The organism is Streptomyces sp. NPDC051180 (assembly GCF_040689545.1).
Taxonomy (GTDB): domain Bacteria; phylum Actinomycetota; class Actinomycetes; order Streptomycetales; family Streptomycetaceae; genus Streptomyces.
Genome location: NZ_JBFBBC010000010.1, coordinates 239,625 through 263,425, shown reverse-complemented (window position 1 = coordinate 263,425; position 23,801 = coordinate 239,625). Strand labels below are relative to the sequence as shown.

Annotated in this window: 21 protein-coding genes; 8 read left to right on the top strand and 13 right to left on the bottom strand. The window is 71.9% G+C overall.

The genetic code is table 11. The annotated features are described in order from the left end of the window. Positions 1 to 47: 47 nt before the first annotated feature. From AB0424_RS20065 to AB0424_RS20040, 6 genes are all read left to right on the top strand, one after another. Entirely contained in the window at positions 48 to 866 is an 819-nt protein-coding gene (locus AB0424_RS20065; protein ID WP_366307186.1) for an ABC transporter ATP-binding protein, read from the top strand. Beyond that, a complete protein-coding gene (locus AB0424_RS20060; RefSeq protein WP_366307184.1) occupies positions 863 to 1,726 on the top strand; it encodes an ABC transporter ATP-binding protein in 864 nt (287 codons plus the stop codon). The genes AB0424_RS20065 and AB0424_RS20060 overlap by 4 nt, the downstream gene beginning before the upstream one ends. Continuing rightward, a complete protein-coding gene (locus AB0424_RS20055; protein WP_366307182.1) occupies positions 1,723 to 2,613 on the top strand; it encodes a branched-chain amino acid ABC transporter permease in 891 nt (296 codons plus the stop codon). The genes AB0424_RS20060 and AB0424_RS20055 overlap by 4 nt, the downstream gene beginning before the upstream one ends. A gap of 37 nt (positions 2,614 to 2,650) precedes the next feature. Continuing rightward, a complete protein-coding gene (locus AB0424_RS20050; RefSeq protein ID WP_366307287.1) occupies positions 2,651 to 3,721 on the top strand; it encodes a branched-chain amino acid ABC transporter permease in 1,071 nt (356 codons plus the stop codon). Beyond that, a complete protein-coding gene (locus AB0424_RS20045; RefSeq protein ID WP_366307180.1) occupies positions 3,718 to 4,983 on the top strand; it encodes an ABC transporter substrate-binding protein in 1,266 nt (421 codons plus the stop codon). The genes AB0424_RS20050 and AB0424_RS20045 overlap by 4 nt, the downstream gene beginning before the upstream one ends. 146 nt (positions 4,984 to 5,129) lie before the next feature. Next, a complete protein-coding gene (locus AB0424_RS20040; RefSeq protein WP_366307178.1) occupies positions 5,130 to 6,131 on the top strand; it encodes a GNAT family N-acetyltransferase in 1,002 nt (333 codons plus the stop codon). Between the two features lie 67 nt (positions 6,132 to 6,198). On the opposite strand, the gene pssA is transcribed toward AB0424_RS20040, so the two are convergent. The 9 genes from pssA to AB0424_RS19995 form a co-directional block, all read right to left on the bottom strand. Beyond that, entirely contained in the window at positions 6,199 to 7,065 is an 867-nt protein-coding gene (gene pssA, locus AB0424_RS20035; protein ID WP_366307285.1) for a CDP-diacylglycerol--serine O-phosphatidyltransferase, read from the bottom strand. Continuing rightward, the gene (locus AB0424_RS20030; protein ID WP_033202964.1) at positions 7,058 to 7,714 is read right to left on the bottom strand and encodes a phosphatidylserine decarboxylase; all 657 of its coding nucleotides are present in this window, start codon (positions 7,712 to 7,714) and stop codon (positions 7,058 to 7,060) included. The genes pssA and AB0424_RS20030 overlap by 8 nt, the downstream gene beginning before the upstream one ends. Before the next feature lie 169 nt (positions 7,715 to 7,883). Beyond that, entirely contained in the window at positions 7,884 to 9,089 is a 1,206-nt protein-coding gene (locus AB0424_RS20025; protein WP_366307176.1) for an acyl-CoA dehydrogenase family protein, read from the bottom strand. A gap of 2 nt (positions 9,090 to 9,091) precedes the next feature. Further along, positions 9,092 to 9,604, bottom strand: coding sequence for a MaoC family dehydratase (locus tag AB0424_RS20020; RefSeq protein ID WP_329853930.1), 513 nt, complete (start codon positions 9,602 to 9,604; stop codon positions 9,092 to 9,094). Positions 9,605 to 9,609: 5 nt separating this feature from the next. Beyond that, entirely contained in the window at positions 9,610 to 10,575 is a 966-nt protein-coding gene (locus AB0424_RS20015) for a CoA ester lyase (RefSeq protein WP_366307175.1), read from the bottom strand. Next, complete coding sequence (locus AB0424_RS20010) at positions 10,572 to 12,608, bottom strand: protein meaA (protein ID WP_366307173.1); 2,037 nt, start codon at positions 12,606 to 12,608, stop codon at positions 10,572 to 10,574. The genes AB0424_RS20015 and AB0424_RS20010 overlap by 4 nt, the downstream gene beginning before the upstream one ends. Before the next feature lie 14 nt (positions 12,609 to 12,622). Next, positions 12,623 to 13,960, bottom strand: coding sequence for a crotonyl-CoA carboxylase/reductase (gene ccrA, locus AB0424_RS20005; RefSeq protein WP_366307171.1), 1,338 nt, complete (start codon positions 13,958 to 13,960; stop codon positions 12,623 to 12,625). 397 nt (positions 13,961 to 14,357) lie between these two features. After that, on the bottom strand, positions 14,358 to 15,176 hold the full coding sequence (locus AB0424_RS20000; protein ID WP_366307170.1) for a TetR family transcriptional regulator: 819 nt from the start codon (positions 15,174 to 15,176) through the stop codon (positions 14,358 to 14,360). A gap of 115 nt (positions 15,177 to 15,291) precedes the next feature. Further along, positions 15,292 to 17,073, bottom strand: coding sequence for a 3-hydroxybutyryl-CoA dehydrogenase (locus AB0424_RS19995; RefSeq protein ID WP_366307169.1), 1,782 nt, complete (start codon positions 17,071 to 17,073; stop codon positions 15,292 to 15,294). A 362-nt stretch (positions 17,074 to 17,435) separates the two neighbouring features. On the opposite strand from AB0424_RS19995, the gene AB0424_RS19990 reads away from it, so the two are divergent. Further along, complete coding sequence (locus AB0424_RS19990; RefSeq protein ID WP_366307167.1) at positions 17,436 to 18,038, top strand: HEAT repeat domain-containing protein; 603 nt, start codon at positions 17,436 to 17,438, stop codon at positions 18,036 to 18,038. 287 nt (positions 18,039 to 18,325) lie between these two features. Here the strand turns inward: AB0424_RS19990 and AB0424_RS19985 are convergent, their stop codons facing one another. From AB0424_RS19985 to AB0424_RS19970, 4 genes are all read right to left on the bottom strand, one after another. After that, on the bottom strand, positions 18,326 to 19,567 hold the full coding sequence (locus tag AB0424_RS19985; RefSeq protein WP_366307165.1) for an MFS transporter: 1,242 nt from the start codon (positions 19,565 to 19,567) through the stop codon (positions 18,326 to 18,328). Positions 19,568 to 19,701: 134 nt separating this feature from the next. Beyond that, the gene (locus AB0424_RS19980; RefSeq protein WP_366307163.1) at positions 19,702 to 20,151 is read right to left on the bottom strand and encodes a RidA family protein; all 450 of its coding nucleotides are present in this window, start codon (positions 20,149 to 20,151) and stop codon (positions 19,702 to 19,704) included. Positions 20,152 to 20,230: 79 nt separating this feature from the next. Then, positions 20,231 to 21,859, bottom strand: a complete 1,629-nt coding sequence (locus AB0424_RS19975) for an alpha/beta hydrolase (protein WP_366307161.1) — start codon at positions 21,857 to 21,859, stop codon at positions 20,231 to 20,233. Between the two features lie 148 nt (positions 21,860 to 22,007). Next, positions 22,008 to 23,051 carry an Rv2578c family radical SAM protein gene (locus tag AB0424_RS19970; RefSeq protein ID WP_366307159.1) on the bottom strand — a complete coding sequence of 348 codons (1,044 nt, stop codon included), beginning with the start codon at positions 23,049 to 23,051 and terminating at the stop codon, positions 22,008 to 22,010. Positions 23,052 to 23,196: 145 nt separating this feature from the next. Here AB0424_RS19970 and AB0424_RS19965 point away from each other — a divergent pair, with 145 nt between their 5' ends. Continuing rightward, entirely contained in the window at positions 23,197 to 23,640 is a 444-nt protein-coding gene (locus AB0424_RS19965; RefSeq protein WP_366307157.1) for an SRPBCC family protein, read from the top strand. The last annotated feature ends 161 nt before the right edge of the window (positions 23,641 to 23,801 follow it).

Here is a 23,801-nt window from a genome sequence, read left to right as displayed (position 1 = left end):
CGCCACTGAACGGCCGAGTGACACGTGCGGCCGGGGAAAGGGGAACCATGGGAGGTACCGCACCCGCCCTCCAGGTGACGGACCTGACGGCGGGATACGGGCCCGTGCACGCGTTGCGACGGGTATCGCTGACCGTGCCGGCGGGCGCCGTCGTCACGGTGCTGGGAGGCAACGGAGCCGGCAAGTCCACGCTGCTGCGGGCGGTCTCGCGCACCCTGCGCTTCCACGGCGGCGCCGTGGTGTCGGGGTCGGTGAGCCGCGACGGACGGCCGCTCGACGGGCTGACGCCCGACCGGGTCGTCGCGGCCGGCGTCTCGCAGGTGCCGGAGGGCCGCCAGGTCTTCGCCCGGATGACGGTCGAGGACAACCTGCGGGCCGGCGCCCTGGGCCGCCGCGGCGGCCGCGCCGGGAAGGCGGCGGCGCTGCGGCGCGTGCACGAGCTGTTCCCCGTGCTCGCCGACCGGGCGCGCCAGCAGGCCGGGCTCCTCTCGGGCGGCGAGCAGCAGATGCTCGCCGTCGGCCGCGCGCTGATGGCCGAGCCGGGGCTGCTCCTCCTCGACGAGCCCTCCCTGGGCCTCGCCCCGCTGATGGCGGCCCGGATCGCGGACGCCGTCCGCGAGATCAACGCCCAGGGCACGGCCGTGCTGCTGGTGGAGCAGAACGCGGCGCTCGCGCTGCGGCTCGCCTCCCTCGCGTACGTCCTGGAGGTCGGCGAGGTCACCCTCTCCGGTCCCGCGGCCGAGCTCGCCGCCTCCGACGAGGTCCGCCGCCGCTACCTCGGCGTCGTCGACGAGACAGCCGCCGCCGACGCCGCCGTGGCGCGCGCCGCGCACCCGGTCCTGTCCCGCTGGGAGGAAGCCCGATGACGTCCACCCCGAAGCCCGGGGCGGCACCGGAGGACGACGACGCCGGGACGCCCGGCACGGCCCTCGCCCCCACCCCCGACGCCCCCGCGCCCCCCGCGCTCGAAGTCCGCGACGTCACCGTCCGGTTCGCCGGGCTCACGGCGCTCGACGGTGTCGGGTTCACGGTGCGGCCCGGGACCGTCCACGCGCTGATCGGCCCGAACGGGGCCGGCAAGTCCACCTGCTTCAACGTGCTGTCCGGGGTCTACCGGGCCGCCGAGGGCTCCGTGCGGTTCGGCTCGCACGAGCTGACCGCGCTGCCGCCGCACAGGATCGCCGATCTCGGCGTCGGGCGGATCTTCCAGAACCTGGCGCTGCCGCCCCGTGCGACGGTCGAGGACAGCCTGATGCTGGGCCGGCACCGGCTGACCCGCACGGGCTTCCTCGCCGCGGGGCTGCGGCTGCCGTCGGCGGCGCGGGAGGAGGCGCGGCACCGGGCCAGGGTCCGGGAGATCGCCGCGTTCGTGGGGCTGGAGAAGCAGCTCGCGATGCCCGCGGGCTCCCTGCCGTACGGGCAGCAGAAGCTCGCGGAACTGGCCCGCGCCCTGTGCATGGAGCCGAAGCTGCTGCTCCTGGACGAGCCGGTCGCGGGCATGACCGCGGACGAGCGGAGGCGTACCGCCTCGGTCATCGCGGGCGTCCGCGACGGCCTCGGCATCTCCGTGCTCCTCGTCGAGCACGACATGGGCCTGGTGATGCGGCTGGCCGACTCCGTCACCGTCCTCGACTTCGGCCGCCGGATCGCCGACGGGGCACCCGCCGACGTGCAGAACGACCCGGCGGTCGTCCGCGCCTACCTCGGAGAGGAGACCGCCGCGTGAGCACCTTCGCCGAGTTCCTGATCAACGGCGTCTCACTGGGCTCGATCTACGCCCTCATCGCCCTCGGGTTCGTGGTGATCTTCCGCGCCACGGAGGTCGTCAACTTCGCCCACGCCTCGCTGCTGCTGGCCGGCGGCTACGTCACCGCGGTGCTGCACGACACGATCGGCTTCTGGCCCGCGCTGGTGGCGGGGATCGCGGGCGCGGCGGTGGTGGGCGCGGCCGTGGAGTTCCTCGTGATGCGCCGCCACCGGGGCGGGGACCACAGCGTCCTCGCGATCGTCACCATCGGCGTCGACATCCTGCTGGCCACCGAGCTGACGCGGCGGATCGGCACCGACATCCTCGCCCTCGGCGACCCGTGGGGCGACTCCGTCGTCACCGTCGGCCCGGTCACCATCGCCGAGACCCGGATCGCCGCGCTCCTCGCGGCGGCCCTGCTCATCACCGCGTTCCTGCTCGCCTTCCGGTACACGTCCTGGGGCGTGGCGATGCGGGCCGCGGCCGAGAACCAGGAGACGGCCGCCCTGATGGGCATCCGGCTCGGCCGGGTCTCGCTCGGCGCGTGGGCGGTGGCCGGTGCGCTGGCCGCGGTGGCCGCGCTGTTCCTCACGGTCTTCCCGACCCCGGGCCTGGAGCGGGCCACCTCGCTCGCCGCCCTGAAGGCGTTCCCCGCGGCCATCCTCGGCGGCCTCGACTCCACCACGGGCGCCCTCGTCGGCGGCCTGCTGGTGGGGATCACCGAGTCCCTGGCCACCGGCTACCAGGGGGACCTGGCCTTCCTGGGCCGGGGCATCGGCGACGTCGCCCCGTACCTCGTCATGGTCGCGGTGCTGCTGATCCGCCCGGCCGGACTGTTCGGCACGAAGGAGCTCGCCCGTGTCTGAGACCCTGACCCGCCTCGTCCCGCGGGTCCGCACCCGGGTGTACGGCTGGGCCGCGGCCGGCCTGCTGCTCGCCGCCCTCCCGTTCTACCTGGACCGCTTCTGGCTCCAGGCCGGACTGTTCGCGATGGCCGCGGCCCTGGGGGCGGTCGGCATCAACCTGCTGACCGGCGCCACCGGGCAGCTCTCGATGGGGCACGCCTTCTTCCTCGCCGTCGGCGCCTACGGCTACTGCGCCTTCGCCGGCGACGGCGCCGACGGCCTGGCGGGCCTCGGACTGCCGGGCTGGCTCGCCGCCGTCCTCGCGGTCGCCCTCGCGGGGCTGGCCGGCGGGGTGTTCAGCCCCATCGCGGGGCGGCTGCGCGGCGCGTACCTGGGCATCGCGACCCTCGCGCTGATCTTCATCGGCCAGCACGTGCTGTTCAACGCCCACGACGTCACCGGCGGCTACAACGGCCGCGCCGTCCCGCCGCTCTCGCTCTTCGGCCTCACCTTCGACGACACGGAGCTCCTCGTCGCCCAGGTGCCGTTCGGCGCCGTCGAGAAGCTCTGGTACCTGGGGCTCGCCCTGCTCCTCGGCGGGGTCCTCTTCGCCCGCGGGGTGCTCCGGGGACGCCCCGGGCGCGCCATGAACGCGATCAGGGACCACCGGATCGCCGCCGGGGTGATGGGCATTCCCGTGGCCCGCTACCGCGCCGCCGTGTTCGTCCTGTCGTCGATGTACGCGGGCCTGGCGGGCGTCCTGCTGGCCCTGGTCTTCCAGCGCACCGTGCCGGAGTACTTCGGCATGGCGCTCTCCCTCGAGTACCTGGCCATGATCGTCATCGGCGGTCTCGGCTCGGTCGCCGGGGCCGTGGCCGGAGGCGTCTTCGTCTCCCTGCTGCCGCAGCTCCTCACCCGGTACAGCGACGCGCTTCCCCTCGTCTCCGCCCCCGGGACGGGCGGGATCGCGCCGGGCGAGGCCGCGCGCTACCTGTACGGCGCCGCCGTCGTCGCGGTGGTGCTCTTCCTGCCCGGCGGCCTGGTCCGCCTCGCCGCGCGGAAACCCCCGAACCCCACGCACACCCCCGCTCCACCTACTTCCACCGAACCCTCAGGGGAGGCACGATGAACCACCGACGACAGGCCGTGCGGGGCCTGGCCGCCGCGCTCGCCGCACTGGTCGCGCTCACCGCCGCCGGATGCAGCTCCAAGGCGAAGTCCGGCGACGGCAAGCAGACCGGCGCGGGCGGGGTGAAGGCCGGCGAGGGCGTCACCGACAAGACGATCGCCCTCGGCGCGCTCACCGACATGACCGGGGTGTACGCGACCCTCGGCAAGAGCGTCACCCAGGCCCAGCAGCTCTACGTGAAGCAGGTCAACGCCGCCGGCGGGATCTGCGGCCGGCAGCTGGAGCTGACCGTCCGCGACCACGGCTACGACCCGCAGAAGGCGCTGGCCGCCTACACCGAGCTGGAGCCGAAGGTCGTCGGCTACACCCAGTTCATCGGCTCCCCGTTCGTCGCGGCCGTCAAGTCCCGCGTCGACGGCCAGGACAAGGGCCTGGTCCTGCCCCAGGCGTGGTCGGCCTCGCTCCTCGGCTCCCCGTACATCCGCGTCCTGGGCGCCACGTACGACGTCGAGACGATCAACGCCGTGGACTTCCTGGTCAAGGAGAAGGGCCTGAAGGCCGGCGACAAGCTCGGCCACGTCTACTTCGAGGGCGACTACGGCGAGAACGCGCTCAAGGGTTCGAAGTACGCGGCGGAGAAGGCGGGCCTGACCGTCGTCGAGCAGAAGATCAAGCCGACCGACAACGACATGTCGGCCCAGGTCGCCGCGCTCAAGCAGGCCGGCGTCAAGGGCGTCGTCATCAGCGCGGGCCCCCGCCAGGCCGCCTCCCTCGTGGGCGTCGCCGCCGCCACCGGCCTGAAGGTGCCGGTCGTCGGGAACAACTCGGCCTTCGCCCCGCAGCTCCTGGGCACCCAGGCCGGTCCCGCACTGGAGAAGATGTACTGGTTCGCCTCCCCGAGCCTGCCCATCGGCGCGGACACCCCGACCGCGAAGAAGCTGGTCGCCGACTACCAGGCCGCCTACCCGGGCGACGCCCTCGACAACGGCATCGTCGCCGGCTGGACCGCGGCGAGCGTCTTCGGCGAGGCGCTGAAGAAGGCGTGCGCGGACAAGGACCTCACCCGCGAGGGCGTCGACAAGGCGCTGCTGACCATGACCGGCCACGACGCCGGCTTCGGCATGACCCACAACCTGGGCGACCCGAAGGCGCCGTCCTCCCGCGAGTCCGTGATCATCCAGCCCGACAAGTCGGTCCCCGGCGGCATGCGCACGGTCCGGCAGCCCTTCGTCTCCGACGCGGCGAAGAGCTACACGCCCTGATCGGCGAACCCGGCCCGCCAGGACGGGCGGGCCGGGACCCGGCCGAGGCCACGGGCCCGGCCGTTCACCGCACCCCGGGCCCAGCCGACCCGGCCCGCGGTCCGCTCTTCACATCCGGGAAACACGGAAGTGTGAAGCTCGGGCCCATGAACCCACGCATCGAGGAGAACCGCTCACACCCCCGCCTCGCCGACCTGCTCGGCGCCTACCACCTGGTCAACCAGGAGGAGAAGGGGACGGCGGTGGCGACGGTGGCCGAGCTCCCGGCCGTATACCGCGCCGAGGCCGAGGATCCGGCCGCCGCCTTCGCCGCCGACACGGTGCTGCTCGCCACCCCGGACGGGGCCGAGGAGCCGGCCGGCTGCGTCGTCCTCAAGGCGCCCCGCGACGGCCGCTCACCCGAGATCAAGCGGCTCTGGGTGGCGCCCGGGGCCCGCCGCAAGGGCCTCGCGAAGGCGCTCATGGCCGAGGCCCTGCGCCGGGCCGCAGGCTCCGGGGCGCCCTCGGTGCGCCTCACGGTCTGGTCCTGGCGCGAGGAGCCCGTCGCCCTCTACCGCGCCCTCGGCTTCACGGCCGTCGCCTCCTGGGACGACCGGCCGGACCTCCTCTGCCTGGAGCGGCCCCTCGACGCCGTCGAGCGCCTGTCGCCCGACGGCGTCCGCGCCCACGCCGACGGGGGGCTCGCCGAGCTCCTCGTGGACGCCGTGGACGGCGGCGCCTCCGTCGGCTTCCTGGCGCCCCTGGACATCGCGGAGGCGGCCGCCTGGTGGTCCCGTGCCGCCGACGAGGCGGCCGAGGGCGTCCGGGACGTCCTCGTGGCCCACGGACCCGACGGACGCCCGTCCGGCGTCGTCACCCTCGTCCGGACCACCACGGCCAACGGCCGGCACCGCGGCGAGATCGCCCGGCTCCTCGTCCACCGCTCCGCCCGGGGACGCGGCCTCGGCCGCCGTCTGCTGGCCGCGGCCGAGGCGCACGCCGCGGCCACCGGACTCTCCCTGCTCGTCCTGGACACGCAGACCGACAGCCCCGCCGAGCGCCTCTACCGGGCCGCCGGCTGGACCGCGGCCGGTACCGTCCCGGACTTCGCCGCCGACCCGACGGGCGTCCTGCGCCCCACGACGCTGTACTACAAGCGCCTCGGCTGAGCGGGCACGCGCAAGGGCCCCGGGAGGCGTATCGCCTCCCGGGGCCCTTGTCGTACCGCCTGGTCCGCTACGGCAGCTGCGCCGCCCGCGCCTCCCGGCTCTCACGCCGGTTGTCGCGGAAGGTGTTCACCCGGCGCGCCGTCGCGAAGAGGGGGATCACGGCGCCCAGCACGACCTGGAGCGCGCAGCCGGTCTGGAGCAGGAACGCCCCGCCCGGCGCGTCGAACGCCCACGCCGCGAGCATGGCCATCGCGCCGACGATCCAGCTGAGCATCGCCACCGCGAGGACGCCCCGCGGCTTCGGGTACTCGACCCGGCTCACCATCAGCCAGGCCACTCCGATGATCGCGAGCAGCGTCGGGATGAACGGCAGCTCCAGCAGCACGATCGAGACGACCGTCAGCGCGCCGAAGGGGCTCGGCATGCCCTGGAACATGCCGTCCTTCATCGTCACGCAGGAGAATCTCGCGAGCCTGAGGACCACCGCGAGCAGCACCACGATCGCGGCCACGGCCGAGACCTTCTGCTGCGCGTCGTCGGCGACCATGCCGTACACCAGCACGAAGTAGGCCGGTGCCAGACCGAAGCTGATCAGGTCCGACAGGTTGTCGAGCTCGGCACCCATCGGCGAGCTACGGAGCTTGCGCGCCACGATGCCGTCGAAGAGGTCGAAGATCGCCGCGCACAGCATCAGTATCACCGCGGTCGCGGCGCTGTTGCGCGCCATGCCGGTCTCGGTGCTGCCGGTGAGGTGCGGGATCAGGATGCCGGTGGTCGTGAAGTAGACCGCCATGAAGCCACACGTGGCGTTACCGAGCGTGAGGGCGTCCGCTATGGACAGCCTCAGCGACAGCGGCATCTCCTCGGCCTCGTCGGCCGCGTCCGCCTCGGTGTCGGCGGCCCACTCGGCGGCCCGTGTGTCGGGATCAATCACGGTCAATGCGAGTCACCCCCGCGGTCGTGGCCTGCCCGACCTCGACGGCGACCTCGACACCCTCCGGAAGGTAGATGTCGACGCGCGAGCCGAAGCGGATCAGGCCGATCCGGTCACCCTGCTCGACCTTCGTGCCCTGCGGGATGTACGGCACGATGCGCCGGGCGACGGCACCCGCGATCTGGACCATCTCGATGTCGCCGAGCTCGGTGTCGAAGTGCCAGACAACGCGCTCGTTGTTCTCGCTCTCCTTGTTGAACGCCGGGACGAACCCGCCCGGGACGTGCTCCACGGACGTGACCGTGCCGGCCAGCGGCGCGCGGTTGACGTGCACGTTCAGCGGGCTCATGAAGATGGCGACCCGGGTGCGTCCGTCCTTCCACGGCATGATGCTCTGCACCACACCGTCGGCGGGGGAGATGACCCGGCCCTGAGCGATCTCGCGCTCGGGGTCGCGGAAGAACCACAGCATGCCGGCCGCGAGTGCGGTGGTCGGCACGGCGATGGCCGCGGCACGCTTCGACTTGCGCGCGCGCACGAGGCTGAGCGCCGCGGTGGCGACGGTCGGCAGGAGCCACGGCGATGCTCCGCGCGCGAGGCGTACGCCGGCAAGGCTGTCGCGGTGTGCAGAGGTTTGGCTGTGGGGCATGGATGACCTTCGTAGCGGATGATGCCGCGCTGGCAACGGGGGACGGCGGCTTTCCGGCGATGCTATCGGTTGCGGGGCGCAACTGGGCAAGCCAGGAACCGAGTCGACGGCCGGAAGACGAACACAGGGTGTGATCTTCTTCGCGGCCTAACCGACTCAAAAGCGACAATCAACCCTGGAATCGGTACTCCTCGAGCAGCCGACGACCAATGATCATTTTCTGGATCTCGGCGGTACCTTCACCGATGAGCAGCATCGGCGCCTCGCGGTAGAGACGCTCGATCTCGTACTCCTTCGAGAACCCGTAACCACCGTGAATGCGGAAGGCATCCTCGACGACCTCCTTGCAGTATTCGGAGGCGAGGTACTTCGCCATCCCTGCTTCGAGGTCGTTTCGTTCCCCGGAGTCCTTTTTGCGTGCTGCATTCACCATCATGGCATGAGCGGCCTCGACCTTGGTAGCCATCTCGGCAAGCTTGAACTGAATCGCCTGGTGCTGGGCGATCTGCTTGCCGAAAGTGTGACGTTGCTGGGCATACGAGACACCCAGTTCGAAAGCACGCTGAGCGACACCGCAGCCACGGGCCGCCACGTTGACGCGGCCGACCTCCACGCCGTCCATCATTTGGTAAAACCCTCGGCCGGTGACGCCCCCGAGGACCCGATTGGCCGGAATGCGCAGTCCGTCCATGATGAGTTCGGTCGTGTCGACGCCCTTGTAACCCATCTTGTCGATCTTCCCGGGGATGGTGAGGCCCGGACGGACCTCCCCGAAGCCGGGCTCCTTCTCGACGAGGAAGGTCGTCATCGACTTGTGGGGCGCCGTGCCCTCGGGGTGTCCTTCGTCACTTCGGACGAGAACGGCCACCAGCGTCGACGTGCCGCCGTTCGTCAGCCACATCTTCTGGCCGTTGAGGACGTACTCGTCGCCGTCCTTCACCGCCTTGGACGTGATGGCCGACACGTCCGAGCCGAGGCCCGGCTCCGACATCGAGAACGCGCCGCGCGTCTCGCCGGCCGCCATCCGCGGAAGGAAGTACTCCTTCTGCTCCTGGGTGCCGTGCTGCTTCAGCATGTACGCCACGATGAAGTGGGTGTTGATGATGCCGGAGACCGACATCCAGCCGCGGGCGATCTCCTCCACGCACAGCGCGTAGGTGAGCAGCGACTCGCCCAGGCCCCCGTACTCCTCGGGGATCATCAGACCGAAGACGCCGAGCTCCTTGAGCCCGTCGACGATCTGCTGGGGGTACTCGTCGCGGTGCTCCAGCTCCGTCGCGACCGGGATGATCTCCTTGTCGACGAAGTCCCGCACCGTGGCGAGGATCTCCTGCTGGACATCGGTCAGACCGTGGGTCTGGGCGAGTCGCGCCATGACTACTTCCCCTGTTCCTTGAGCTGGGGGCGGCCGGGCTGCTCGCCGCCGCGCTCCTTGATGTACGTCTCGGTGGGGACCATCACCTTGCGGCGGAAGACGCACACGAGGGTGCCGTCCTGCTTGTAGCCCTTGGTCTCGACGTAGACGATCCCGCGGTCGTTCTTCGACTTCGACGGGGTCTTGTCGAGGACCGTGGTCTCGCCGTAGATCGTGTCGCCGTGGAAGGTCGGCGCCACGTGGCGCAGCGACTCGATCTCCAGGTTGGCGATGGCCTTGCCGGAGACGTCCGGCACGGACATGCCCAGCAGCAGCGAGTAGATGTAGTTGCCGACGACGACGTTCCTGCCGAAGTCCGTCGTGTTCTCGGCGTAATTCACATCCATGTGCAGCGGATGGTGGTTCATCGTGAGCAGGCAGAAGAGATGGTCGTCGTACTCGGTGACCGTCTTTCCGGGCCAGTGCTTGTAGACGGCACCGACTTCGAACTCTTCGTAGGTACGGCCGAACTGCATGGTCCTCACGCCTCCGGGATGTCGAACGTGGTGGTGCGCTGCATGCCGGCGGCGCGGCCCTTGCCGGAGATGACCAGGGCCATCTTGCGGGAGGCTTCGTCGATCATCTCGTCGCCGAGCATCGCGGAGCCCTTCTTCCCGCCCGCCTCGGACGTGTAGTAGTCGTACGCGTCGAGGATCAGCTCGGCGTGGTCGTAGTCCTCCTGCGACGGCGAGAAGATCTCGTTCGCGGCGGCGACCTGGTCCGGGTGGAGCACCCACTTGCCGTCGAAGCCCAGGGCGGCGGCGCGCTGCGCCACGGCCTTGTACCCCTCCTGGTTGCGGATCTGGAGGTAGGGGCCGTCGATCGCCTGGAGGTTGTTGGCGCGGGCGGCCATCAGGATGCTCATCAGGATGTGGTGGTACGCGTCCGCCGGGTAGCCGGGCGGCTGCTCGCCGACGACGAGGGACTTCATGTTGATGGAGGCCATGAAGTCGGCCGGGCCGAAGATGATCGTCTCGACGCGCTGGGACGCCTGCGCGATCGCGTTGACCTGGGTGAGGCCCTGGGCGTTCTCGATCTGCGCCTCGATGCCGATCTTGCCGACCTCGAAGCCCATCGTCTTCTCGATCTGGGTGAGCAGCAGGTCGAGCGCCACGATCTGCTGGGCGTCCTGGACCTTCGGCAGCATGATGCAGTCGAGGTTCTGGCCGGCGCCCTCCACGACGGTGACGACGTCGCGGTACGTCCAGTGGGTCGTCCAGTCGTTGACGCGGACCACGCGGGTCTTGCCGGTCCAGTCGCCCTCGTTCAGGAACTTCACGATGGTGTGGCGGGCGTCCGGCTTGGCCAGCGGGGCGCAGGCGTCCTCCAGGTCGAGGAAGACCTGGTCGGCCGCGAGTCCCTGGGCCTTCTCCAGGAAGCGCGGGTTGGAGCCGGGGACCGCCAGGCAGGAGCGGCGGGGGCGGAGCCGGTTCACAGGGCTGGTCATGCGGGGACCTCCGTGCTTTCAATGGGGCTGAGCTTGTGAGCTGTGCGGATCTCGTCGACGATACGGCCGATGATCTCCGTGATGCCGAAGTCCTTCGGCGTGAAGACGGCGGCGACACCCGCCCGCTTCAGTTCCGCCGCGTCGGCGTTCGGGATGATCCCGCCGACGATGACGGGGATGTCGGTCGCGCCGGCCTCGCGGAGACGGTCGAGGACGTCGGGGACCAGCTCGGCGTGGGAGCCGGAGAGGATCGACAGGCCCACGCAGTGCACGTCCTCGGCGAGGGAGGCGTCCACGATCTGCTCGGGGGTCAGCCGGATGCCCTGGTAGACGACCTCGAAACCGGCGTCGCGCGCGCGTACGGCGATCTGCTCGGCGCCGTTGGAGTGGCCGTCCAGGCCGGGCTTCCCGACGAGCAGCCGCAGCCGCCCGGAGTTCAGCTCCTCGGCCGTCCGCGCCACCTTCTCCCGCACGAGGGCCAGCGGCGTGCCCGCCTCGGCGGTGACCGCGACGGGGGCGGAGGAGACGCCGGTCGGGGCCCGGAACTCCCCGAAGACCTCGCGCAGCGCCCCGGTCCACTCGCCGGTCGTGACGCCGGCGCGGGCGCACTCCAGGGTGGCCTCCATGAGGTTGCCGGTGCCCTTGGCGGCCTCCTTGAGGCGTTCGAGGGCCTTGCAGGGGCGCGGGTGGTTGAACGGGGGCTGGTAGCGGTTGTCCCGCCACGACTTCAGCGAGCCGACCACCCGGGCCTCGACGGCCGGGTCGACGGTCATGATCGCGGTGTCCAGGTCGGCGGTGAGGGGGTTCTCCTCGGTCGACTGGAAGATGTTGACGCCGACGATCTTCTCTTCGCCGGCCTCGATCCGGGCGCGCCGCTCGGCGTGCGAGGAGACCAGCTGCGACTTGAGGTAGCCGGACTCGACGGCCGCCATGGCGCCGCCCATCTCCTCGATCCGCCCGATCTCCGCCATGCACTCCTCGACGAGCGAGTCGACCTTGGCCTCGATGACGTGCGAGCCGGCGAAGATGTCCTCGTACTCCAGGAGGTCGGACTCGTGGGCCAGCACCTGCTGGATGCGGAGCGACCACTGCTGGTCCCAGGGCCGGGGGAGGCCCAGGGCCTCGTTCCAGGCCGGGAGCTGGACGGCCCGGGCGCGGGCGTCCTTGGAGAGGGTGACGGCCAGCATCTCCAGCACGATCCGCTGGACGTTGTTCTCCGGCTGGGCCTCGGTGAGGCCGAGCGAGTTGACCTGCACGCCGTAGCGGAACCGGCGCTGCTTGGCGTCCTCGATGCCGTACCGCTCGCGGGTGATGCGGTCCCAGATGCGGCCGAAGGCGCGCATCTTGCACATCTCCTCGACGAAGCGGACGCCCGCGTTCACGAAGAACGAGATGCGGGCGACGACATCGCCCTTGCGGTCCTCGGGGATCTGGCCGGACGCGAACACCGAGTCGAGCACGGCGATCGCGGTGGACATGGCGTACGAGATCTCCTGGACCGGCGTGGCCCCGGCCTCCTGCAGGTGGTAACTGCAGATGTTGATCGGGTTCCACTTCGGGATGTTGTTGACCGTGTAGCAGATCATGTCCGTCGTCAGCCGGAGCGACGGGCCGGGCGGGAAGACGTGCGTCCCGCGCGACAGGTACTCCTTGACGATGTCGTTCTGCGTGGTGCCCTGGAGCTTGGTGATGTCCGCACCCTGCTCCTCGGCGGCGACCTGGTAGAGCGCCAGGAGCCACATGGCCGTGGCGTTGATGGTCATCGAGGTGTTCATCTGTTCCAGTGGGATGTCCTGGAACAGCCGTCGCATGTCACCGAGGTGCGAGACGGGGACGCCGACCCGGCCGACCTCGCCGCGGGCGAGGATGTGGTCGGGGTCGTACCCGGTCTGCGTCGGCAGGTCGAACGCGACCGACAGGCCGGTCTGACCCTTGGCGAGGTTGCGCCGGTACAGCTCGTTGGACGCCTCGGCGGTGGAGTGACCGGCGTACGTCCGCATGAGCCACGGCCGGTCCTTCTGGCGCTCAGTCATCTATGGTCCCGGGCTCAGATGTTGCGGAAGCGGTTGATGGCGTCGATGTGCTGGGCGCGCATCTCGGGGTCGCGCACGCCCAGGCCCTCCTGCGGGGCGAGGGCGAGGACGCCGACCTTGCCCTGGTGCAGGTTGCGGTGGACGTCGTAGGCGGCCTGGCCGGTGTCCTCCAGGGAGTAGACCTTGGAGAGCGTCGGGTGGATCTTGCCCTTCGCGATCAGGCGGTTGGCCTCCCACGCCTCGCGGTAGTTGGCGAAGTGCGACCCGATGATCCGCTTGAGGGACATCCACAGGTAGCGGTTGTCGTACTGGTGCATGTAGCCGGAGGTCGAGGCGCAGGTGGTGATGGTGCCACCCTTGCGGGTGACGTACACCGAGGCGCCGAAGGTCTCGCGGCCCGGGTGCTCGAAGACGATGTCGATGTCCTCGCCGCCGGTCAGCTCGCGGATCTTGGAGCCGAAGCGCTTCCACTCCCGCGGGTCCTGGGTGTTCTCGTCCTTCCAGAACTTGTAGCCCTCGGCGTTGCGGTCGATGACCGCGTCGGCGCCCATGGAGCGGCAGATGTCGGCCTTCTCGGGGGAGGAGACGACGCAGATCGGGTTGGCGCCGCCGGCGAGGGCGAACTGCGTGGCGTACGAGCCGAGGCCGCCGCTCGCGCCCCAGATGAGGACGTTGTCGCCCTGCTTCATGCCGGCGCCGTTGCGGGAGACCAGCTGGCGGTAGGCGGTCGAGTTGACCAGGCCGGGCGAGGCGGCCTCCTCCCAGCTCAGGTGGCCGGGCTTCGGCATCAGCTGGTTCGACTTGACCAGGGCGATCTCCGCCAGGCCGCCGAAGTTGGTCTCGAAGCCCCAGATGCGCTGCTCGGGGTCGAGCATCGTGTCGTTGTGGCCGTCCGAGGACTCCAGCTCGACCGAGAGGCAGTGCGCGACGACCTCGTCGCCCGGGTTCCAGGCGTTGACGCCCGGGCCGGTGCGCAGGACGACGCCCGCGAGGTCGGAGCCGATCACGTGGTACGGCAGGTCGTGGCGCTTGGTGAGCTCGGAGAGCCGGCCGTAGCGCTCCAGGAAGCCGAAGGTCGAGACGGGCTCGAAGATCGAGGTCCAGACCGAGTTGTAGTTGACCGAGCTCGCCATGACGGCGACCAGGGCCTCGCCCGGGCCGAGCTCGGGCAGGGCCACGTCGTCGAGGTGCAGGGACTTGCGCGGGTCCTTGTCGCGGCTGTCGAGCCCGGCGAACATCTCGGCCTCGTCCTTGTGGACGGTCACGGCCCGGTACGAGTCGGGGAGCGGGATGTTCGCGAAGTCGGCGGACGTGGCGTCCTGCGACTGGATCGCGGCCAGGATTTCCTTCACGGGTTGCCTCCGGCGGTGAGCGTCCTGAGGGAGGGACGCCTGGGGGTTACGGCGGTGGGTGCTGCTGTGGAGGTGTGCCGTCGGTTCGGCGTGGTGGTGCTGTGGCGGCGCTGTGGTGGAGCGCGGGGTGCCTGTGACGCAGGCGTCCGGGCGCAACAGCCGTCGGCTGGTGGGGACAGCCGGCGCACGAGGTGTGGTCTCTGCGCGCCGGCCGCCCGGACAACATCAACGTATGGCACGCCGTGTCACCTGACAAGGCACTGCGTGCCAACAATTTCACTCAGATGCAATCTGCCGGTCTCGGATGAGCGATGATCGATCGAAACGGCCTGTGAACTGGGCGAACGCGAGAGGGCCGCCCCCGGAAACCGGGGGCGGCCCTCTGCGTGGAACGTGCTCAGGAGCCCTTGAGGGCCTCCTGGATGGTGCGCATGACCTCGTCGAGCGGGGCGTCCGTGCGGGCCACCGCGACGACCACGTCGCCCGTCGTGGAGACCCGGGCGGCCGGCGCCGGCTCGGCCTGCCGGGAAGGGGCCGGGCGGCCCGCGCCTATCCCCGTGCCGAAGGTCTCCCGGACGATCGCGAAGGCGTGGTCGAGCTGCGCCTCCACGTCGCCCTGCCCGCCCGCCCGCAGCCAGCGGCGCAGCACGTGGTTGTGGGCGGTGACGACCGCCGACGCGGCGACCTCCGCGAGCAGCGGGTCGTCGTTGCCGTCGTGATGGTCGCCCTCGTCGAAGTGCTCCAGCAGATAGCGGGTGAAGAGCCGCTCGTAGCGGGCCACCGAGGCGATCTCGCGCTCCCGCAGCGTCGGCACCTCGCGGGTGAGCCGGTAGCGCTCCACGGAGACCGCGGGCGACCCGGCGTACATCTTCATGACTTCCTTGATGCCCGTGCACACCGTGTCGAGCGGGTGCTCGTGCGGCGGGGCGGCGTTCAGCACCGCCTCCGCCCGCACCAGGGTGTCGTCGTGGTCGGGGAAGATCGCCTCTTCCTTGGAGCGGAAGTGACGGAAGAAGGTCCGCCGCGCGACCCCGGCCGTGGCCGCGATCTCGTCGACGGTGGTGGCCTCGTACCCCTTGGTGGCGAAGAGCTCCATGGCCGCCGCGGCGAGCTCCCGGCGCATCTTGAGCCGCTGCGCGGCGGCACGAGTGCCCGCCGCGGTCTCCGGAGCGTCGGACGTGGACGTGGCACGGGGTGTCTTCGCGGCCTTGGGCATGGTCCGAACGTACTGCATCGGAGCGGGAGTGTGCCCAGGTGGGGGCGGGGAGACCCCCGGGGCACCGGCGGTGCCCCGGGAGCCCAGCAGGCCGCCCCAGCCGGCCGTGCGGGACTCAGCGTCGGGCATATTCGCGGAAGCCGCGCCCCGTCTTGCGGCCCAGGCAGCCCGCCGCCACCAGGTGCTCCAGGAGCGGGGCCGGGGCGAGGCCCGGGTCGCGGAACTCGCGGTGCAGCACCTGCTCGATCGCGAGCGAGACGTCCAGGCCGACCACGTCGAGCAGCTCGAACGGGCCCATCGGGTAGCCGCCGCCCAGCTTCATCGCCGCGTCGATGTCGTCCAGCGTCGCGTAGTGGTCCTGGACCATCTTGATCGCGTTGTTCAGGTAGGGGAAGAGCAGCGCGTTGACGATGAACCCGGCGCGGTCGCCGCAGTCCACCGGGTGCTTGCGGATCCTCGTGGTGACCTCGCGGACCGTGGCGTGTACGTCGTCGGCGGTCAGGACCGTCCGGACGATCTCGACCAGCTTCATCGCCGGAGCCGGGTTGAAGAAGTGCATGCCGATGACGTCCTGCGGGCGCGTGGTGGCGCGGGCGCAGGCCACGACCGGCAGCGAGGAGGTCGTGGTGGCGAGCACCGCGCCCGGCTTGCAGATCTTGTCGAGCCGGGCGAACAGCTCCTGCTTGATCTCCAGGTCCTCGGCGACCGCCTCGACGGCCAGGTCGACCTCGGCGAAGGCGTCGAGCGTGCCGGCCGCGGTGATCAGGGCCAGCGTGGTGTCACGGGCCTCGGCCGTCATCCGGCCCTTCTCGACCGAGCGGGCCAGCGACTTGGCGATGCGGGCCTTGGCCGTGTCCGCCTTCTCCTGGGAGCGGGCGGCGAGGACGACCCCGTACCCGGCCTTGGCGAAGACCTCGGCGATCCCGGAGGCCATCGTGCCCGAGCCGGCGACGCCCACCGAGCGGACCTCGCGGGCCGAGCCGGCCTCCGCGGACGCCGACGGGGTCAGCGCGTCCGCGACCACCTCGGCGGAGCCCGGCGCCTCGTAGGTGTAGAAGCCGCGGCCCGCCTTGCGGCCCGTCAGGCCCGCCTCGCTGAGCTGCTTGAGGATGGGGGCCGGGGCGTGCAGACGGTCGTGCGAGGAGGCGTACATGGCCTCCAGGACCGTACGGGCCGTGTCCACGCCGATCAGGTCGAGCAGCGCCAGCGGCCCCATCGGCAGGCCGCAGCCCAGCTTCATCGCCGCGTCGATGTCCTCGCGGGAGGCGTACCTGGCCTCGTACATGGCCGCGGCCTGGTTCAGGTAGCCGAAGAGCAGGCCGTCGGCGATGAAGCCCGCCCGGTCGCCGACCGCCACCGGCTCCTTGCCGAGGCTCTCGGCGAGCCGCGTGACGGCCTCGACGGCCCTCGGGTCGGTCAGGACGGAGGAGACGACCTCGACCAGCTTCATGGCCTGGACCGGGGCGAAGAAGTGCAGGCCGAGCACGCGCTCGGGGTGCGCGGAGTCGGCGGCGAGGCGGGTGACGGAGAGCGCGTTGGTGCCGGTCGCCAGGATCGTGTCGGGGCGGACGATCGCGTCGAGGGCCCGGAAGACCTCCTGCTTGGCCTCGTACGACTCCGGGACGACCTCGATCACGAGGTCGGCCTCGGCGGCCGCCTGGAGGTCGGAGAAGGTACGGAAGCGGGCCAGCACGTCCTGCCGCTCCTCCTCGGTGATCCGCTCACGGGCCACCGCGCGGGCGGTGGAGGACTCCAGGGCGGCGACGGCGCGGGCGGCGGCCGTGTCGCTGATGTCGATGCCGATGACCTCGCGGCCGGCCCGGGCGAGGACGTCGGCGATACCCGCGCCCATGGTGCCGAGACCGACGACGGCGATGGTGGAGAGAGGGGTGTCCATCAGGGGACTCCAGAGAGGAAGAGTGACGACTGAGGGCAGTGCGTGGAGCGAGAGTGCGGGTGCGGCTCCGCGTAGGTGCGCACGCGAGTGGTGCCGAGTCGCGCGAGGGAGAAAGCGCGGGAATACCCGGGAACAGGGCCGCCCCGGGAAAAGCGGCGGTGCCCTGGAAAGGAGCGACGGACCCTGTCCCGGGCCGCGTCGAAACTGCCGAACCGACGTACGACACAACGGCTGCGTCACCAGGCCGTCGTGGAAAGTGCGGGTGGTGGCCCGCTCACCTGAGACTAACCGGCCGGTAACGAGCGCGCCAGTCCCGGGAAGTTGAGGGCGATGTGATCTGGATCGCGGATAGGGTCGGATTCATGGAATACGCAGAGGATCCGGAATTCTGCTCGATGATCGATCGATTGCGCGACGAGATCGAGAAGGACACCGGAGAAGTCCCGGACGCATTCCGCCGCCTCGCGGAAACCGTCGATCCCGAAGAACTGCACGACGTGCTCACCGCACCCGGACAGCCGCTGTGGGCCCGTGAGATCGCCGCCTACGCACTGGGGGTCGCCGGCGACCCGCGCGCCTTCGAGGCGCTCGTCCTCCTCCTCAACCACCGCGACCCCGAGCGCTGCGTCACCGCCGCCCACGCCCTCACCCGGCTCGGCGACCCGCGCACCGCGCGCGCCGCCGCGGCCCTCGCCACCAACGAACTCCGGGCCGCCTACGCCCTCCTGCCGGTCCGGCTGCTCGCAGCCCTCCGCGCGCCCGAGTCCGTCCCGGCCCTCCTCACCGTCCTCGAACGCCGGCTCCCCGCCGACGACCCCCACTGGCGGGTCGGACTCGCCTGCGTCGAGGGCCTCGGAGCCCTCGGCGACCCCGCGGCCCGCCCCGCCCTGGAGGCCGCCCTGCCGCACCCCCGGCTCGGCGCCGCCGCCGGACGGTCACTGGCGCTGCTCGGCCCCGCCGCCTGAACCCGGGCCCCCACGCGACTAGGCCGTCTCTTCCGGATCTTGCCTGACCCGTGCCGCCCGGCACCGCACCTCGCGGCGTTGTCGAGGCACCCGAGTACGTCCAGTACGCGGGAGCCCCTCCGCCTTGCGATGCACGGCACCGGACGACACGGGCTTGACCGGCAAGATCCGAAAGAGACGACCTAGGCGCCCTCGCCGGGCCCCGGGCCCCGACCCGGCTCGTTCCCGACGTCCTGCTCCGCGCCCTGCCCCTGCCCCATCCCGTCGTCCGGCTCCCGGCCCCGACGTCACTCGTCCCCGACGCCCTCGCGGGGGCTCCGGTCTGCCCGTGCCGGAGCCAGGGTCCCGGCCGCCGCCAGGACGGCGGGAAGGGCCGCCAGCGCGAAGCACACCGGTAGCGGCAGCCGCCCCACCAGCAGACCCGCACCGGCCGTCGCCCCCGTACTGCCCGCGTTGAACGCCGTGTTGACCCACGCCCCCGCCCGGGCGCGCCGCTCAGGCCCGGCGGACTCGTCGGCCAGGAGGTAGGCGCTCGTGATCGCCGGCGCCAGGAAGAGCCCGCCGATCGCGACCCAGCCGACCAGCGCGTACGGATGCGGGGAGAGCCCCGCCACCGCCAGGACACCGCCGAGCCCCAGCGCGAGCAGCGACAGCCGCACGGCGGTGGGCAGCCGCCAGGAGACGGCGCCGTGCACCAGACCGCCCACCGCGCTGCCCGCCGACAGCGCGGCCAGCGCCCAGGGCGCCACCCCCGGCATGCCGTGCTCGTCGGCGAAGGCGATCACCAGCAGGTCGAGCGCCCCCAGGGCCATGCCCACAGCGGCCGCGACCAGGGCCGCCCGCGCCGTCCCGGCACCCGGCGCTCCCGTCGGGCCGCCTTTCGCCGCCGCCCCGCGCTCCCGCCCCCGGCTCCGCGCCGCCGGTGAGGCGGCGAGCGCGAGCGTGCCCGCCAGGACCAGCAAAGCGCTCAGCGCGAGCCCGGCCGGCGCCGCCCAGTACCGCACGAGCAGACCCACCAGCAACGGGCCCGTGACGAAGAGGACTTCCTCGGCCACCGTGTCCAGGCTGTACGCACGTCGCAGCAGGTCGCGGTCGGCGAGCATCCCGCTCCACAGCGCCCGCATCACCGGCCCGAGGGGCGGGGTCGGGCAGCCCGCCGCCGCGGCGAGCGCCACGAGCGGGACCGCTCCGCCCGCGGAGGCGGCCGTCGCCGCCGCGAGGGCGGCGAGCAGCAGCGCGTAGACGAAGGCCATCGGGGGCAGGGCCCGGCGCGGCCCGAACCGGTCGACCAGACCGGCCCTCACCGGCGACAGCACCACGCTCGTCAGCCCGAAGGCCGCCATCGCGGTGCCGGCCACGGCGTACGACCCGGTGCTCCCCTTGACCGACAGGAGCAGGGAGAGCGGGGCCGTCCCGTAGGAGAGCCGGCCGAGGAGAGCCGCGCCGAAGGTCCGGCGGGCGTGCGGGATCCGCAGCACCGCCGCGTATCCGGGCGCGGGGGACGGGCGGGCAGGGGAGATCACGGACATGACGGTGTTCCTCGGGAAAGGGCGCCGGGCAGCGGCCTGCGGCGCCGGGGCGTGCGGGGACGGCGGGACACCGCGCCGGGCTGGGCACGGTCGTCGGCTCGCCGACTCCTACGCACGGGAGAGGAACATGCGCGTCAAGGTAGCAAACGGAGCTCCGCCCCGGTCCGGGCCGTCGTCGCCGGCTCCTCCGGGACGAGGGCGAACGCCTCGATCTCCAGCAGCAGTTCCGGCCGGACCAGCGCCGCCACCTGCACCGCGGAGCTCGCCGGGAGCGGCGCCCCGGCGAGGGCGGCGTCCCGCGCGTCCCGGACGGCGGGGAGGTGGGCCACGTCGGTGACGAAGTACGTCAGTTTCACCACGTCCCCGAAGCCGGCACCGGCCGCGGAGAGGCAGCGCTCCAGGTTCGCGAAGACCTGGCGGGCCTGCGCCGCCGGGTCGCCGACGCCGACCACCGCGCCGTCGGCGTCGAACGCGCACTGCCCGGATATCGCGACGAACCGGCCTGTGCCCCAGACCACGTGGCTGTACTGGGGGCTGGGCGCGAGGCCGTCCGGGGCCGGGAGGTGGGTGAGGTGGCTCGTCATGCCGGACATCCTCGCGCACGCCACTGACAGTGCCCGCGACCGAGGGGGTGCGGGCACGGTCGGTGGAGGGGCGCGGATGTCAGCGCACGTGGCCGAGGAACCCGTGCAGGGCCGTGCCCGCCGTCTCCGCCTGCGGGGCGCCGGCCCGCGTGCCGCCGCCCTCGGGGGCGGTCTTCCCGGCCGGGGCCGCGGGCTCCGGCTCCGGCTCCGGGAGCGCGGCGCAGACCGCGTCGGCCTCCGCGCCGTCCGCGGCGCGCGGGACCGTGCCCGTGGCGAGGTAGCCGGCCAGGTGGTCGTCGAGGCAGTCGTTGCCGGCGAGGGTCACCCCGTGGTTCCCGCCGCCTTCCTCGACGACGAGGCTGGAGCCCCGGACGAGCCGGTGCAGCGCGACCCCGCCCTCGTACGGCGTGGCCGCGTCGTCCGTGGCCTGGAGGATGAGGACCGGGGGCACCTGGTCGTTGGCGACGTCCGGCGGGGACAGCGGCTCGACCGGCCAGAACGCGCACGGCGCGTTGTACCAGGCGTTGTTCCAGGTCGAGAACGGCGCCTTGGCGTGCACGTCCCAGTTGTCCTTGCGCCAGACGCTCCAGTCGCGGGGCCAGCCCGCGTCCCGGCACTGCACGCTCGTGTAGACCGAGTAGCCGTTGTCCGCGGCCGCGTCGGCCTCCCCGTACCGCTCGTACGCCTCCTTCAGCGGCGCCGGGTCGTCGTCGTTGACGTACGCGGAGAACGCGCGCGCGAGGCGCGGCCAGTAGCCGTCGTAGTACCCGCCGGGCAGGTAGGTGTCTTCCAGCTCGCCCGGCCCGACCTTCCCGCCGGCCGGGCTCTCGCGCAGGGCGTCCCGCATCCGGTACCAGGCCGCCTCGACCGCCGCCGGGTCGGTGCCCAGACCGTAGGTCGCGTCGTGCCGGGCGACCCAGGCCGTGAACGCCTTGTGGCGGGTGTCGAAGGCGAAGTCCTGGGCGATGTTGTCCTCGTACCAGACGCCGTGCGGGTTGACGACGGAGTCCAGTGCCATCCGCCGCACCCGGTCCGGGTACAGCCGCGCGTAGACCGCGCCGAGGTAGGTGCCGTACGAGTAGCCGAGGTAGTTGATCTGCTGGGCGCCCAGCGCGCCGCGGATGACGTCGAGGTCGCGCGCGGTGCTCACGGTGTCGATGTACGGCAGCACGTCCGCGTACTTCTCCCCGCACGCGTCCGCGAAGGACTGGGCGCGGGTGACCGCAGCCCGCTCGGCCGCCGCCCCGGTCGGCACCGAGTCGGCGCGCACCGGCGCGAAGTGCCCGGGCTTGCAGTCGAGCGCGGGTTCGCTCTTGCCGACCCCGCGCGGGTCGAAGCCGATCACGTCGTACTCGGCGGCCACCTTCGGGGGCAGCGACGCCGCCACGTACCCGGCCATGCCGCGCCCGCTCCCGCCGGGTCCGCCCGGGTTCACCAGCAGGGGCCCCTGGAAGGTCGGCGCCGTGTGCGGGATCCGGGTGAGCGCGAGCGTGATGCTCCGCCCCGCCGGGTCGTCGTGGTTCAGCGGCACCTTCAGGGTGGCGCACTGGAGCTTCGGGTAGGCCGGGGTGGCGCACCCGGTCCAGGCGATCCGGGGCAGTGGACGGGGAGCCGGTTCTCCGGCGTCGGCGGGAGCGGCCGGCAGGACGGTGACCGTCCCGGCGACCAGCGCTCCAGCGGCGATCAGCATTCCTGCGCGTGGGGTCATAGGGCCTTTGTGTCCCGCCGAGCGCTCGGAAGGACCCACTTCGGCCAGAGTTGACCCGAACAGAGGAGGATCCGACGGCGTGTCAGGTGACCGGTCGGATGATCGGAGCGGGCGTCCGGCCTCCAGGAAATCCGCTCGTGAGCGGCCGTCAGAGCAGGGTGAGCTGTTCCGGGGCGACCGCGTCGGCGGGGTCCTCCGGCAGCGCGATCCGCCGGGGTGCGCCGCCACGGTGCGCGGGGCCGATGCCGAACTCGGCCGCCAGCTCGTGCACCTGACGTGTGATCCGGCGCTGGTACCAGGTCGGCGCGTACGCCCCGGCCGCGTACATCCGCTCGTACCGCCCCACCAGCCCGGGGTGGTGCTCGTGCAGCCACCGCATGAACCACTCCCGGGCGCCGGGCCGCAGATGGAGGACGAGCGGGGTGACCGAGCTCGCGCCGGCCTCGGCGATCGCGCGGACCGTCGCCCGCAGCTGCTCGGGCCGGTCGCTCAGGAACGGCACCACCGGAGCCATCAGGACCCCGCAGTCGATGCCGTGCTCGCCGAGGACGCGGACGACGTCGAGGCGCCGCAGCGGTGAGGGGGTGCCGGGTTCGACCGTCCGCCACAGCTCCTCGTCGGTGAAGCCGACCGAGACGGAGATGCCGACCTCGGTGACCTGGGCTGCCTGGGTGAGGAGGTCCAGGTCGCGCAGGATCAGCGTGCCCTTGGTGAGGATCGAGAACGGGTTCGCCCGGTCGCGCAGGGCGGTCAGGATGCCCGGCATCAGGCGGTAGCGGCCCTCCGCGCGCTGGTAGCAGTCGACGTTGGTGCCCATGGCGATGTGCGCGCCCTGCCAGCGGACCGAGGCGAGCTGGCGGGCCAGCAGCTCCGGGGCGTTGATCTTGACGACGATCTGGGAGTCGAAGCCGAGGCCCGTGTCGAGGTCCAGATAGCCGTGGGTCTTCCGAGCGAAGCAGTACACGCACGCGTGCGTGCAGCCCCGGTAGGGGTTGACCGTCCACTCGAACGGCATGCGGGACGCGCCCGGCACCCGGTTGAGGATCGAGCGGGCCCGCACCTCGTGGAAGGTGATGCCGCGGAACTCCGGAGTGTCGAAGGTCCGGGTGGTGACCGCGTCCGAACCGAACAGGGCGATGTCGGCGGGTGCCGCCGCGCCGCCCGGGGTGTCGCCCAGATTGTCCCAGCGCATGGACGCCTCCTCGGTGGCTGATGTCGACCGTGCGCCCAGAATAGAACACCTGTTCCCTTGATCGTCGCAACCCGGATTTCGCCCGCCGCACCCCACGTGGTTCGCTTGGCCCACACCCGGAGGAACCACAAGCTGGAGGAAGTCAATGGCGCAGGTCGAGGCCACCACGGAACGGATCATCGCCGCGGACGCGGAGACGGTGTTCGACGCGCTGGCCGACTACAGCGGCACGCGCGCGAAGCTGCTCCCCGAGCACTTCAGCGAGTACGAGGTGCGCGAGGGCGGCGACGGCGAGGGCACCCTCGTCCACTGGAAGCTCCAGGCCACCAGCAAGCGCGTGCGCGACTGCCCCCTGGAGGTGAGCGAGCCCACCGACGGGCAGCTCGTCGAGAAGGACCGCAACTCCTCCATGGTCACCACCTGGACCGTGACCCCGGCCGGTGAGGGCAAGTCCCGCGCTGTCGTCACCACCGTCTGGAACGGCGCCGGAGGCATCGGAGGCTTCTTCGAGAAGACCTTCGCACCCAAGGGTCTCGGCCGGATCTACGACGCCGTCCTCGCCAAGCTGGCGGACGAGGTCGAGAAGTAACGCCCCGGGCGTTCACCGATTCGAGTGGATCGCCCGCACCCCCGTACCGGCGCCCCGCGCGTCGAGGGGGCGCGGGCCTTCTCGTAAACGCGCTGATGAGCGACCCAAGTGCGCCGTGGCGCAGGGAGGTTCGCACCCCCGGGCGCCACCTGCCGCCCGTA

Excerpts from the sequence above, each read along its gene's own strand:
- AB0424_RS20065 (WP_366307186.1), top strand. The coding sequence starts at position 48 with ATGGGAGGTACCGCACCCGCCCTCCAGGTGACGGACCTGACGGCGGGA.
- AB0424_RS20060 (WP_366307184.1), top strand. The coding sequence starts at position 863 with ATGACGTCCACCCCGAAGCCCGGGGCGGCACCGGAGGACGACGACGCC.
- AB0424_RS20045 (WP_366307180.1), top strand. The coding sequence starts at position 3,718 with ATGAACCACCGACGACAGGCCGTGCGGGGCCTGGCCGCCGCGCTCGCC.
- AB0424_RS20040 (WP_366307178.1), top strand. The coding sequence starts at position 5,130 with ATGAACCCACGCATCGAGGAGAACCGCTCACACCCCCGCCTCGCCGAC.
- AB0424_RS20030 (WP_033202964.1), bottom strand. The coding sequence starts at position 7,714 with ATGCCCCACAGCCAAACCTCTGCACACCGCGACAGCCTTGCCGGCGTA.
- AB0424_RS20025 (WP_366307176.1), bottom strand. The coding sequence starts at position 9,089 with ATGGCGCGACTCGCCCAGACCCACGGTCTGACCGATGTCCAGCAGGAG.
- AB0424_RS20020 (WP_329853930.1), bottom strand. The coding sequence starts at position 9,604 with ATGCAGTTCGGCCGTACCTACGAAGAGTTCGAAGTCGGTGCCGTCTAC.
- AB0424_RS20015 (WP_366307175.1), bottom strand. The coding sequence starts at position 10,575 with ATGACCAGCCCTGTGAACCGGCTCCGCCCCCGCCGCTCCTGCCTGGCG.
- AB0424_RS20010 (WP_366307173.1), bottom strand. The coding sequence starts at position 12,608 with ATGACTGAGCGCCAGAAGGACCGGCCGTGGCTCATGCGGACGTACGCC.
- AB0424_RS20000 (WP_366307170.1), bottom strand. The coding sequence starts at position 15,176 with ATGCCCAAGGCCGCGAAGACACCCCGTGCCACGTCCACGTCCGACGCT.
- AB0424_RS19995 (WP_366307169.1), bottom strand. The coding sequence starts at position 17,073 with ATGGACACCCCTCTCTCCACCATCGCCGTCGTCGGTCTCGGCACCATG.
- AB0424_RS19990 (WP_366307167.1), top strand. The coding sequence starts at position 17,436 with ATGGAATACGCAGAGGATCCGGAATTCTGCTCGATGATCGATCGATTG.
- AB0424_RS19985 (WP_366307165.1), bottom strand. The coding sequence starts at position 19,567 with ATGTCCGTGATCTCCCCTGCCCGCCCGTCCCCCGCGCCCGGATACGCG.
- AB0424_RS19980 (WP_366307163.1), bottom strand. The coding sequence starts at position 20,151 with ATGACGAGCCACCTCACCCACCTCCCGGCCCCGGACGGCCTCGCGCCC.
- AB0424_RS19975 (WP_366307161.1), bottom strand. The coding sequence starts at position 21,859 with ATGACCCCACGCGCAGGAATGCTGATCGCCGCTGGAGCGCTGGTCGCC.
- AB0424_RS19970 (WP_366307159.1), bottom strand. The coding sequence starts at position 23,051 with ATGCGCTGGGACAATCTGGGCGACACCCCGGGCGGCGCGGCGGCACCC.
- AB0424_RS19965 (WP_366307157.1), top strand. The coding sequence starts at position 23,197 with ATGGCGCAGGTCGAGGCCACCACGGAACGGATCATCGCCGCGGACGCG.